Here is a 12222-nt window from a genome sequence, read left to right on the forward strand (position 1 = left end):
CAATGAAGATCGTGTTTACCGAAGAAGACAAAGGCTTCGGTCAGGTGGGTGGCAGCGTCCGCATGGACGACCCAGGCTTGTGGCCTTTGTCGCCCGACACCCAGGAGCCGATGACGCCTCTGTGTACGGTCACGGAAAACTTCCTGCCGGCTAAAATCTTTCCGCCCGGCATGGCTGCCACGGTATTCATCACAGCTCGAAAACAGCGCGCCGGCGGCTTCAAGCAATCCGTCGTCAGCCGCTACTCACTTCATGAGCAAGCGGAGCTACCCGGTATCCACAATGGTTACGCACGGTTCATTCTCCACCGGCTGTGTGAGGAGGAGTTACCAGCCCCGCCTGGAACGCTCTTGCTGGAGCGACGTTTTATCGACTTCGAGCCAATGACCGAAGAGGAATTCGCCGAAGAGCACGATGACGAGGACTCCGGTCTTGGCATCAGCAAGCAACTCGGTCGAGCAGCCTGGATGCAAGATCCTATCTATGTTCCAAGCCGGTACCTGCTTCTTTTACAACTGACCGACTACGAAATCAGCCGCTGGGCCCCCCAGCAGGAAGGGATCTTCCTGGATGGCATCGGTTACATCTATCTGGACAAGCAAGCCCGACGAAAAAACCAAGGCGACGAAGCCGGGTTCTTTTTCGTTCAGTACGCCTGAATGGCCGAAAGAACATGCCTCTGATATGAACATTTACTATTTGGACAACCTGCCATCCCCTTGGGGAGACTGGGGCGCGGCACTGCTTCAGGGGATGATCGCCTGGGATGAAGATACCGACATAGACAGCATCAAGCGCGCCGGCCCCTATACCCCGGCCGCGTATATCCGGTCGGGTTCGCTGGTACTCACCGAGCCGGTCAAACAAGCCTTGGAAAAAAGCGGCTTGAAGGGCATCAGCCGTTATGAGCACCTGGAAAAAACCCACATCGTGCACATCGACTGGTTGCACTGGGATACCAGCAAGCCCATTACCGACTACCTCGATCTGAAAGGGGGGCCGACCTCGATCATCGATACCTTGCCGCATGACCCGGCACTGGCCAAACGCATGCCGGAGTATTGGCAAGCATTCGTCGTGGGCAAGCTCAACCTGTTCAAGGACTCACAGCACGAACCTGCTGACCTCGGCCAGTATCTCAAGGTGCTCAAGGCCGATGAGCAAGCCGATTTCTTCAAAGGCGATGTCTATCGCGGGTACTTCCTGAGCGAACGAGCCAAGGAATGGCTGGAACAGCAGTGCCCAGGTTGCTTTACATTCACCCTGCTCGGTTGAATCAGTCCAGCTGCCGAGCCCTCAGCGCCTGCGCCAGCATATCTATGAAGGCCCGGACCTTGGCTGAACCGTACTTGCTCTCCCGGTGCAGTATATGGATCGGCCAAGGCGCCTCTTCGTAATCGGCCAGGATCACCTGCAGCTGCCCGCTGGCCAATTCATCCGCGACTTGATACGACAACAGGCGGGCAATGCCCAACCCGCCGCTGGCCGCAGCGATCGCCCCGTCATTGCTGGTCACCATCAGGCGGGGTTTCATGCGCACCAGGGTCGGTTCATCGGTTATTCCGAAACGCCAGCCGGCTCGGGGCGACAGGTTGGTGGTACCGATCACCGCATGTTCTGCCAGGTCGGACGGGTGCTTTGGCACGCCATGACGCGCCAGGTATTCGGGAGAGGCGCACAGCATGCGTCGGACCCTGCCCACCCGCAGTGCTTTGAGCCCGGAGTCGGGCAAGGGGCCGATACGAACGGCCACGTCCATGCCCTCCTCTACCATGTTGACGATGCGGTCGAGGAAGTAGGCGGAAACGTCAACCTCGGGGTACTGCTGCAGGTAGCGGACGATGCACGGCATGACGAACTTCTTGCCAAACAGGATGGGCGCAGTGACGGCCAGGTCGCCCTTGGGCGTGGCGTTGATGCCGGCGGCGGCTTCGTTGGCCTCGTGGATGCTGGCGAGGATATGCCGGGTATCTTCCAGGTAGCGGCCACCGGCTTCGGTCAGGCGCACGCTACGGGTGGTGCGCAGCAGCAGCTTGACCCCGAGTTGCTCTTCCAGGGCGCTGACGGCGCGGGTGACCGCGGCTGGGGAGATATCCAGGCGGCGGGCAGCGGCGGCGAAGCTCTCCAGCTCGCCTACGGCGACGAACACCTTCATCAGGTGGATCTGGTCCATGCGGGCTCCTGAGGCCATGAAGTGCCGGGATTATCTTTCATCTGGGCTTCTTGTGCAGCCTGTCCCGTACGCGGTCCCTTGTAGGAGCGGCCTTGTGTCGCGAAAGGGCTGCACAGCAGCCCCAGCAATTGGTGTTTCACTACTTGAATCCTGGGGCCGCGCTGCGGCCCTTCGCGACACAAGGCCGCTCCTACAGGGGATCGTGAACCATCAGATATCCAGCACCAACGGCTGCGCCCCCTCCTCCGACCGGGCAGGCACTGCACAGCAAATCAACACCGAACCCGCCTCCGGCAGCTCGGCCGGCGGATTCGGGTAATGCACCTGGCCACTGACCAACCGAGTCTTGCAGGTACCGCACGATCCACCTCGGCAACTGAACTCCGGCGCCAGCCCACGCGCCTCGGCCAACTCCAGCAGCGTACCGCTACCGGGCGCCCAGCGCGCCTCCTTGGCCGAAGCCGCAAAGTATACCGGCACCGGCTCGCTGGCCGCCGGCGGCTGTTGCAGGGTGGGCTGGTCATCGTCGGTGTGCCGCCGAAGCGTCGACGGGCCAAAGGCTTCGGCATGGATCCGCGCGTCCGGCACATGCACCCCGCGCAGCCCTTCATACAGGTCCTGGGTAAAGCTGCCCGGGCCACACAGGTAGAAATCGTAGTCGTCCAGCGCAAGCGTCGTCTTGACCTGTTCGATACCCAGCCGACCGGCAAACTCGTAATCACGCCCCACCAGCGCATGCTCTTCCGGCTGGCTCAGGGCGCGGTGCACGTGCAGCAGGCCGCCGGCCTGATGCCGCAAGCTTGCCAGCTCCTCACGGAACGGCAGGTCGGCCAGGCTGCGCGCCCCATGGAACAGATGAATGCGCCGTGCCTGCCCTTTGCTCAACTGCTCGCGCAGCATGGCCAGTAACGGCGTGATACCCACACCCGCGCCAATCAGCACCAGCGGCCGTGTGCTCTGCTGGTCCAGCGTGAAGCTGCCCATCGGCGGGCGCACGTTCAGCACATCGCCGGGCACGACACGCTCATGCAGGTGCCGCGAAGCAGGACCCTGGGCTTTGACACTGATGCGCAGGTAGCCGTCCGAAGGCGCGCTGGACAGGCTGTAGGTACGGATCAGTGCTGCCCCGCCCTCGAGCTGGACTTGCACCGGAACATGCTGCCCTGGCGCAAAAGCCATCGCACTGCCAGCAGGAGGCTCAAGGTAGAACGAGCGGATATCGCGGCTTTCCTGCTCCACCCGCAGCACACGCCAAGCCTGCCATTGGCGCTGCTGTTGGCGTTGCTGCAGGCGTATGTCGGCCTCGGCCCAGGTCCCGGTCATCAGGCTGGTCGGCGCGTACTCCTTGAAGGCCCAACGAAGGGAAACGGCAGCCGGGCGCCATACCACCTGCTCGACCTCCAGCGTCCACAAGCGCTCGGCGCCTTCGAACGCCTGGATGGCCGGGCTGTCCAGCAGCAACTCGGCATGCCCGTAAAGCTGCAACACGTTGCCGTTGCTGAAATCGATGAACAGCAACCCTGCTTGCGGGTTCACCAGCAGGTTGCCCAAGGTGTTGAAGTGCAGGTTGCCAGCATAGTCGGGAATGGTCAGGCGGTTGCCTTCGACCTTGACGAACCCGGGCCGCCCGCCACGGTGTGAGACATCCACCGAGCGCTGGCCGTCGTCATGCTCGACATAGCTGGCGACAAAGAAAGTATCGGCTGCCTGGATCATGCTGACAGCCGAGGCATCGAGTGTCGTCGCATCGACACGCCCCTGGGCGGGTTCTGTGACGCGGGTGTAGTCACGCAGCTGGATGTACTGCGGGCAGTTGCCGAACGACTGCTCTACAGTCACCTGCAGTTGCCCGTCGCCGGCCTCGCGAATCTGCCCGTTGAGGCGGTTGCGCCGGCGGGTGTGCAGTTCGATCCCCAACAGGCCGACCGCCTGCCCGGCAGACAGCCCCGGGGTAGCGGGATCGTCTGCCGGCAGTTGAGTGTCGATCGTCAGCTGGCGCGGGTCCGGCGAGCTGACGAAACCTTCCGGCCCTTCCAACAGCGTCGCCCAGGGCCGCCCCAGTGCGTCCACGCTGGCGGCGACCATGAACGGCAACTGGTGATAGAAAATACGATGCTGCTCGGGCATGTAGTCACGAATGACCTTCTGCCCGAACGCCTCCATGCGCTCCGCGACACCGGCTTTTTCCTGCAGGGTTTTCTCTCCCGCATGCCAGGGCGAGGAGTGGTGGTCCGGGTTCTGTTGCATGGCGGCGTTCCTCGCAGTGGCGGGATGTCAGGCGCTGGTCTGCAGGCCGATCACGGTGCGTGGCATGGGTACGAAGCGCGGCAGCGCCTCGATCCGGGCCAGCCAACCGCGTACGTTGGCATAGGGCTCCAGCGACACATTGCCCTCCGGTGCATGGGCGATGTACGAGTAGTTGGCGATATCGGCGATGGTGGGTGTGCTACCGGCCAGGAAGGGCGTTTTGGCCAGCTCGGCGTCGATCACTTTCAGCAGGGTGTGGGCGCGGGTAATCACTTCATCGGTGTTGAACGAGGCACCGAACACCGTGACCAGACGCGCCGCAGCGGGGCCGAAGGCCAACGGGCCGGCAGCGACCGACAGCCAGCGCTGGACGCGGGCGGCGGCAGCGGGTTCCTCGGGGAGCCAGGTACCGTTGTCGTACTTCTTGGCCAGGTACACCAGGATGGCATTGGAGTCGGCGACCACCGTACCGTTGTCATCGATGACCGGGACCTGGCCAAACGGGTTGAGGGCGAGGAAGTCCGGCTGCTTGTGCGCGCCTTTGGCGAGGTCGACGAACACCAGCTCGGTAGGAAGATTCAGCAGCGAGAGCATCAGCTCGATGCGGTGGGCGTGGCCGGACTTGGGGAAGTTGTAAAGCTTGATCGGGTTCGACATGGGCTTGGCTCCTCGTCAGCACCGGGATGGGCTGGTGGAGCACATGCTGCACTGGTTCGGCTGACAGCAGAATCCGCGTGGCGGGGAAACCATAATTTCGCGGGGCGGAATAATGCACTCCGGCTTCTGGCCTCTTCGCGGGCAAGCCCGCTCCAAAAGCACTACACCCTCCCGTGGGAGCGGCTTTAGCCGCGAAGAATCCAACACGGTGCCTGGCACCGGCTGCGCCGGTGTTCGCGGCTAAAGCCGCTCCCACAGGTCCCTGCTACATCAGAGAAATCAGCCCAATCGCTGCTGCCGTTGGTAGAGGTAAAGAACATGCACAGCATCAACCACCAACGGCACAGTGGCCTGGTGTTCTTCGAGGCTCATCTTGTCCAGGACGGAAAAATTTTCCTCCGAACCGTGCAAGGCAATAGCGTCGAGATATTTTTGAAGCTGGGCAGGTAATTCTGTCCATCGTCCCAAACGAACACCCCGCATGTACCCGAAGCACCACTCTTCAAGCACTACAATTTCGCCCTGCGCAGTATCTCTGACCTCAAAGAACAGATTCAGCTCATCCGTGGCTTCGCTGAGCATAATCGCGACGGTGTTGTAAAACTTGATGATCAAATCCGTGTAGCGCTGAGCCTGGGCCTTGCTTTTGAACCGAGGCAGTTTGCCGCCAGAAACCTCCGGCAGCCACTCACTTGGTAGCAGCAGATGCGGCGAGCTGCATAGGGCATTCACAAAGCCATCGAGTTCACTGACATCAAGTATCGCGTCATCATTGCCATACTTGAAAAGCAGCTCTCCCAGCTCGTCCAACTCCTGGTCGGTGATGGGGTTACTCATAGAGTTCAATCCTGCAGCCGGTGGTAACGGTAAAGCCTGCGTGCTGCCTCGGTCACCTGAGGCACGCAGGCCTGGATATCCGCTTCGCTCATCTGGTCCAGCAGCTCGAAGTTGTCCTCCAGCCCATGCAGCGAAATGGCCTTGAGCAGTTGGTCCTGCTCCGGCGGCAGCTCGGCCCAACCAGCGACCTGAGTGCCGCGCATGTAGCCAAAGCACCACTCCTCCATGATGATTACACTGCCCTCTTCGCCTTCGCTTTCTTCGAACAGCGGCTCAAAGTGGTCAACATCGTCGCCCAACTCCTCCGCCACCTGGCTGGCATAGCGCAGCATCAATGCCGTATACGCCTCTTCATGCGCCGGCTTCTTGAATTTCGGCACCTTGCCGCCGGCCACCGCAGGCAGCCACTGTTCAGGCATGACGGTAGTCGGCGAGCTGGCCAGGGCAGTGAAAAAGCCATTGAGCTCGGCCAGGTTGAGTACCGAGTAGTCATTGCCGTAGGTGATCAGCAGGTCTTCAAGGCGGTCGAGTTCTTTTTCGCTGAGAGGGGGGAGCATGGCGTGGACATCCTGGGAAGCAAAAGTGTGTGCACCCTAGCACAGCAACGTCCGAAGGGCTGCCCGCGCTTGCAGCTACGCGGGCAGATTACCTAACGTGACAACCAGCCATGCAGCTGCTGCTGCCTGCCCGTGCCGATCAACAGCCACAGCAGAATGCGGCATTTGCGCGGGCAGAGCTGCCCGCCCATGTGTACCCCCTTGGCCTGCAGGTCGATCTCGGCTCCGGTAAAACCGTAGGAGGCCGAGGCTGTGGGGCCACTGCCTGTGCGGGTGGCAACAATCACAGGCAAGGTGGGCGCGAGATGGCCAAGCACTTCGGACCAGCTAGCGGAAACGTGACCTGCACCAAAACCGGCTATGACCAGTCCCTCGTAGCCCAGTGTCGCTACAGCCTTCAACAACGCCGTATCTGCGTCCAGGCACGCTTCCAGCATTGCAATCCGATGCTCGGTACGATGCGGTAACGGCAGCACCTCTCGTGAGCCTGCCGGTTGACGATATACCACGACACCTTCCACAACATCGCCCAGTGCTCCGCACCCGGGTGATTCGAATGCAGCCATCGCGAGGCTTGCCGTCTTGCGAACCCTTGCAGCGCAGTGGACCTGATCATTCATCAGCACCAAAACACCGCGCCCACGACTGCCAGGCGCCAATGCCACCTGCACCGCAGCCAGCAGATTGGCCGGGCCGTCGTTGCCCGGCTGGCTGGCCGCGCGCATGGCACCGGTCATTACCAATGGCGCATCGAACGGCCAGAGCAAATCGAGGAAATACGCCGTTTCCTCGAGGCTGTCGGTACCTTGGGTCAGTATCACCGCGTGTGCCCCGCGAGCCATCTGGCCCCGGGCCCAGGCCAGCACCTCGAGCATCGCCGCAAAGCCCAGCGAGGCACTGGGGAGCAGGCCCAGAGTGACAGCCTCAAGATGGGCCATCTCACGCAGTTGTGGCAACTCGGCCAGTTGCTCAGCGCAGTCAAGCTTGGGCATCACCCCGCATTCGCTTGCACTTGTCCGCATACTCACCGTCCCTCCCAGGCTGGCGATCGATAACCTGGGCAGGTTTGCATGCGCTTTCATACGCCACCTCCAGCAAGCAGCCCGACCAGTGGAACGATCGCCAGTGTGCTGATGGCCATCGACACTACATTGCCGACGTAACCATGCATGTAGGCTGGCAAGCGCTGGCTGATGGCCACTGCCAACGGTGGCGCTACCAGCGCACCCAGCACTGCACTGGCTACGATCACTTGCCAGCTTCCACCGTGGGTGAGCACAGCGGCAGGGACGATCGAGACGATGGGAATGTAAGTGGGGTACCAGCCTCGCGCCTGCCATTGGCGACGCCAGAACACGACACCTACCAGTGATGCCAGCGCCTGCCCGGCAACCATCGGAATCAGTAGCAGCGAACCGTAGACTGGCGCAGCGGGGGCCAGCATGTAAGCCAGAAACACTCCCAGCAGTAGCCCGAGGCTGGCCAGTTCATTGCCGAAAAATGGCGCTTCGCTGAAATCGGCCAGTACACGCCGCAGGGTCCAGGCCACCCCGTAGTCGGCTTGGGCCGCAACGGGTTCATGTGTGGTGGGCGGATGGCTGGGCCGTACCCATGATGGAAAGTGCCAGCACAGCATGAACGCCACCACGCTTGCCAGCGCCATGCCACTTACGTTGCCGACTACCACCGGCAACTGCAGGGGGTAGCACAGGTAGTTGACCATCAGCAGGCTGGCTGGTGTTACCAACAGCGCTCCCAGCAGTGCGCCGCTGATCGTCACCCGCCAACCCGCACCAAACAACAGCACCATGGCTGCTGGCAACGATACGAAAGCAACGAAGGTCGGTTGCCAGGTGCCACTGGCCAATGTCCATCCCCACAACGCGTGACTGAGCAACAAGCCCAGCAGCGAACTGGTGAACACCCACGGCCATAATCCGCTGCCGTAGCAGATGGCAAAGCCGTGCCAGCGATACCCGCGCACGTGGGCCCAGTGCGCCAGGCAAGCGCCCAATAGCAAGCCCAGAGCGGGCAACTCATGCTTGTAGAAGGCCACTTCGCTGATATCACCAACGATCCAGCGCAGGCGGCTGAGCGGTTGATCGAGCGTCGCGGCCAGTTGCATGTAGTCCGGCCATTGGCCGTGTACGAGGCTGGCAACCAGCAGCACCAGCAGACAGGCAAGGATCAACACCGACGAACGCTGCCGGTTGGGGAAGAGTAGCGTTTTCATGTGCAACTCCTCAGCGAGGCATAGGTGCATGAAGGCGATAGCCAAGCGTGGCATCGTAAAGATCGGTGCGCCTGTCGCGCGGCAGGTCGTTGAGGCTGTTCCAGATCGGCGCCGAGCGGGCGCTGCTGAGGTCGACATCGGCGTAAAGAATGCACTCCTCCTCTGCACTGGCCACCTCGCCAATGGGCCAGCCACTGGTATCGGCAATCAGTGAACAGCCAAGGAAGCGACCGCCCCGCTCGCTACCTATGCGGTTGGCGGCAGCGATGTAGACGTTGTTGGCGTGCGCCGCCGTCATGGTCAGGTAGGACGCCATGCAGCGCCCTGCTTCATCGAACAGCGGTGGTGGCGTCCATACCCAGTTGTTCAGGCTGCAGATGATGTCGGCGCCTTGCGCGGCCATCAGCCGCGGCACTTCCGGGAACCAGATATCCCAGCAGATCAGCAGGCCGATACGGCCGATTGGTGTCTCGAACACTGGGAAGCCCAGGTCGCCAGGGGTGAACCAGAGCTTTTCCTGGTTCCACAGATGGGCCTTGCGGTAGTGCCCGAGCAGACCTTGCGGCCCGAACAGTACGGCACTGTCGTAGAGTTTCAGTCCCTCGCGTTCGGCAAAACCCGCAGCCAGGTAGACCTGGTACTCCCGGGCGAAATCCGCCCAGGCTTTCAGGCTGCGACCCTCCTCCAGCGTTTCGGCATGGGCATAGGCCTCTGCCCGCGTGTGGAAGGTGTAGCCGGTATTGGCCAACTCGGGTAGCACGATCAGGTTGGCGCCTTCACGCGCCGCGCACCGGGCCAATGCCAGGCCCTTGCTCAGGTTGCCATCGCAATTCTCCAGCCCGACCTGAGGGTCGTACTGGATGACGGCGATACGTACAGGGCTGACGGGCGTGCAATGTTCGGACATGACGGCTTCCTTTTATGGTTGTTTTGGAAGGGCGCCAGTAAAGCGGGGTTGGGCTGGGGAGTGACAGTCGGGGAGTTCCTACATGCTTGTAGGAATATGGAATGGTTGTGGCAGGAAGGGCCTTAGACCCAGAACGGTTGGTGGACGCGATCCATGGAGCGGCGCCAGCCTTGAGGTGGCGCCGATCCTGTCAGGCCTTACACCGCCAGCGCGCGCTCACGCAGCTCGCTGTTGAGGATGCGGTCGTTTTCGCTGTAATCGACCGGGCAGTCGATCACGTGCACGCCCGGAGTCTTGATGCAGTGTTCGAGCAACGGCAGCAGGCCTTCGGCGCTTTCCACGCGGTGGCCGTTGGCACCGTAGGCTTCGGCGTACTTGACGAAGTCCGGGTTGCCGTAATCCAGGCCGAAATCGGTGAAGCCCATGTTCGCCTGCTTCCAGCGGATCATGCCGTAGCCGTCGTCACGCAGGATCACCACAGTGATGTGCATCCCTAAGCGTACTGCAGTCTCCAGCTCCTGGCTGTTCATCATGAAACCGCCGTCGCCGCAAACCGAAATCACCGGGCGGTCCGGGTGCACCAGGTGCGCGGCCATGGCCGATGGCAGGCCGGCGCCCATGGTCGCCAGGGCGTTATCCAGCAGTACGGTGTTCGGCTTGTGCGCCTTGTAGTTGCGGGCGAACCAGATCTTGTAGATGCCGTTATCCAGGGCGACGATGCCTTCGGACGGCAGCACGCGACGGATGTCGGCAACCATGCGCTGCGGGTACACCGGGAAACGGTTGTCGTCGGCACCTTCGGCGATCTGCGCTTCGTTGGCTTCACGAATCGCCATCAGGCGGGTGAAGTCCCAGTGGTTGGTGTCGGTCAGCGCTTCGCTGATCTGCCATACGGCGTTGGCGATGTCACCGATCACTTCCACCTGCGGGAAGTACACGGCATCGACTTCGGCAGAGCGGAAGTTGATGTGGATGACTTCGGTACCGCCACGGACCATGAAGAACGGCGGCTTCTCGATCACGTCGTGGCCGATGTTGACGATCAGGTCGGCGGCTTCGACGGCGCGGTGCACGAAATCACCCGACGACAGTGCGGCGTTGCCGAGGAAGCGCGGGTGGCGCTCGTCGACCACGCCTTTGCCCATTTGCGTGGTGATGAACGGGATGCCGGTCTTGTCGATCAGTTGCTTGAGGACCTTGGCGGTCATCTTGCGATTGGCGCCGGCACCGATTACCAGGATAGGGCTGCGGGCTTTCTGCAGTTTTTCCACAGCGGCTTCGATGGCCTTGTGCTCTGCCAGCGGGCGGCGGCTCAGGCTAGGCGGGATCGGCAGGCTTTCGGTCTGCTCGGCGGCGATGTCTTCTGGCAGCTCCAGGTGCACCGCACCCGGCTTCTCTTCTTCAGCCAGGCGGAAGGCTTCGCGCATACGCGCCGGGATGTTGTCGGCCGAGGCGAACTGGTGGGTGTACTTGGTGATGGGGTCCATCATGCCGCACACGTCGATGATCTGGAAGCGGCCCTGCTTGGACTTCTTGATCGGCTTCTGGCCGGTGATCATCATCATCGGCATGCCGCCCAGGTAGGCGTAGGCGCTGGCGGTGACCAGGTTGGTGGCGCCAGGGCCAAGGGTCGACAGGCTGACGCCGGTCTTGCCGGTCAGGCGGCCGTAGGTGGCAGCCATGAAACCTGCGGACTGCTCGTGACGGGTCAGTACCAGCTTGATTTTCGACTTGCGCAGGGATTCGAGCAGGTCGAGGTTTTCCTCACCGGGAATGCCGAACACATACTCGACACCTTCGTTTTCCAGGCATTGCACAACGACATCGGCGGCCTTGGCCATCTTGCTTGCTACCTCAAGTGATGGGACGGTGGAAGTCCGGAAATGCGCAGCACGGTACGCTGGCATTGCTCGGCCCGGAGCTAGGAGTGCTCCGAACCAAAGTCTTGACGTAGGGTGGCCGCGGGAAAGTCACGTGAATGTGACGGGAATATTGTCGCAGCCGGGTCTTTTGCGGTCGTTGGGGAGCGGAGATGTAGAACCGCCCGAAGAAGGCGACGTGGTGGATGGCACCGGCTTTGCCGGTGTTCGCGGGTGAACCCGCTCCCACAGAGGAGGGTTGCGCAGGTCCGGGGCTTTTTCGCCAGAAAGACAAAACCCCTACCTGCATGCGCAGATAGGGGTTTTGCGAAATGAATCTTGACGATGACCTACTCTCACATGGGGAAACCCCACACTACCATCGGCGATGCATCGTTTCACTGCTGAGTTCGGGATGGGATCAGGTGGTTCCAATGCTCTATGGTCGTCAAGAAATTCTGTTGCCAGAATGTCCAGATGGACAGCCCAGCGAATTCGGATATGCGATATTTGTGATGGTGCGAACTTTCGGTTCTTTCGTCTTCACCACCGCAATCTGCGTCAGCAAATTGCTTGGGTGTTATATGGTCAAGCCTCACGGGCAATTAGTATTGGTTAGCTCAACGCCTCACAGCGCTTACACACCCAACCTATCAACGTCGTAGTCTTCGACGGCCCTTTAGGGGATTCAAGATCCCAGTGAGATCTCATCTTGAGGCAAGTTTCCCGCTTAGATGCTTTCAGCGGTTATC

At 61.4% G+C, this 12222-nt stretch carries 11 protein-coding genes and 2 rRNA genes; 2 read left to right on the forward strand and 11 right to left on the reverse strand.

The annotated features are described in order from the left end of the window. The first annotated feature begins 2 nt into the window (after positions 1 to 2). Together JV551A3_RS24915 and JV551A3_RS24920 are read left to right on the forward strand one after the other, a co-directional pair. Positions 3 to 659 carry a hypothetical protein gene (locus tag JV551A3_RS24915; RefSeq protein ID WP_112253427.1) on the forward strand — a complete coding sequence of 219 codons (657 nt, stop codon included), beginning with the start codon at positions 3 to 5 and terminating at the stop codon, positions 657 to 659. Further along, positions 571 to 1275 (forward strand): hypothetical protein, encoded by a 705-nt coding sequence (locus JV551A3_RS24920; RefSeq protein WP_177421363.1) that lies wholly within the window; start codon positions 571 to 573, stop codon positions 1273 to 1275. The genes JV551A3_RS24915 and JV551A3_RS24920 overlap by 89 nt, the downstream gene beginning before the upstream one ends. Position 1276: 1 nt before the next feature. On the opposite strand, the gene JV551A3_RS24925 is transcribed toward JV551A3_RS24920, so the two are convergent. The 11 genes from JV551A3_RS24925 to JV551A3_RS24975 all read right to left on the reverse strand — a co-directional run. Further along, the gene (locus JV551A3_RS24925) at positions 1277 to 2173 is read right to left on the reverse strand and encodes a LysR family transcriptional regulator (protein ID WP_133974881.1); all 897 of its coding nucleotides are present in this window, start codon (positions 2171 to 2173) and stop codon (positions 1277 to 1279) included. Between the two features lie 210 nt (positions 2174 to 2383). Next, positions 2384 to 4420, reverse strand: a complete 2037-nt coding sequence (locus JV551A3_RS24930; protein ID WP_133974883.1) for a pyridoxamine 5'-phosphate oxidase family protein — start codon at positions 4418 to 4420, stop codon at positions 2384 to 2386. A 27-nt stretch (positions 4421 to 4447) separates the two neighbouring features. Continuing rightward, on the reverse strand, positions 4448 to 5077 hold the full coding sequence (locus JV551A3_RS24935) for a glutathione S-transferase family protein (RefSeq protein ID WP_085622725.1): 630 nt from the start codon (positions 5075 to 5077) through the stop codon (positions 4448 to 4450). A gap of 279 nt (positions 5078 to 5356) precedes the next feature. After that, positions 5357 to 5914: a UPF0149 family protein gene (locus JV551A3_RS24940; protein ID WP_133974886.1), complete on the reverse strand. Its 558-nt coding sequence runs from the start codon at positions 5912 to 5914 to the stop codon at positions 5357 to 5359. A 5-nt stretch (positions 5915 to 5919) separates the two neighbouring features. Continuing rightward, positions 5920 to 6471 (reverse strand): UPF0149 family protein, encoded by a 552-nt coding sequence (locus JV551A3_RS24945; RefSeq protein ID WP_133974888.1) that lies wholly within the window; start codon positions 6469 to 6471, stop codon positions 5920 to 5922. Between the two features lie 92 nt (positions 6472 to 6563). Further along, positions 6564 to 7553 carry an asparaginase gene (locus tag JV551A3_RS24950; RefSeq protein ID WP_133974890.1) on the reverse strand — a complete coding sequence of 330 codons (990 nt, stop codon included), beginning with the start codon at positions 7551 to 7553 and terminating at the stop codon, positions 6564 to 6566. Continuing rightward, positions 7550 to 8704 carry a hypothetical protein gene (locus tag JV551A3_RS24955; protein WP_133974892.1) on the reverse strand — a complete coding sequence of 385 codons (1155 nt, stop codon included), beginning with the start codon at positions 8702 to 8704 and terminating at the stop codon, positions 7550 to 7552. The genes JV551A3_RS24950 and JV551A3_RS24955 overlap by 4 nt, the downstream gene beginning before the upstream one ends. A gap of 10 nt (positions 8705 to 8714) precedes the next feature. Further along, the gene (locus JV551A3_RS24960; RefSeq protein ID WP_133974894.1) at positions 8715 to 9611 is read right to left on the reverse strand and encodes a nitrilase family protein; all 897 of its coding nucleotides are present in this window, start codon (positions 9609 to 9611) and stop codon (positions 8715 to 8717) included. Between the two features lie 197 nt (positions 9612 to 9808). Then, positions 9809 to 11452 (reverse strand): acetolactate synthase large subunit, encoded by a 1644-nt coding sequence (locus tag JV551A3_RS24965; RefSeq protein ID WP_133974896.1) that lies wholly within the window; start codon positions 11450 to 11452, stop codon positions 9809 to 9811. Between the two features lie 355 nt (positions 11453 to 11807). Then, positions 11808 to 11923 (reverse strand): 5S ribosomal RNA (rrf, locus tag JV551A3_RS24970). A gap of 131 nt (positions 11924 to 12054) precedes the next feature. Next, positions 12055 to 12222, reverse strand: a 23S ribosomal RNA gene (locus tag JV551A3_RS24975); the annotation flags it as partial.

This window comes from Pseudomonas inefficax (assembly GCF_900277125.1).
GTDB lineage: Bacteria > Pseudomonadota > Gammaproteobacteria > Pseudomonadales > Pseudomonadaceae > Aquipseudomonas > Aquipseudomonas inefficax.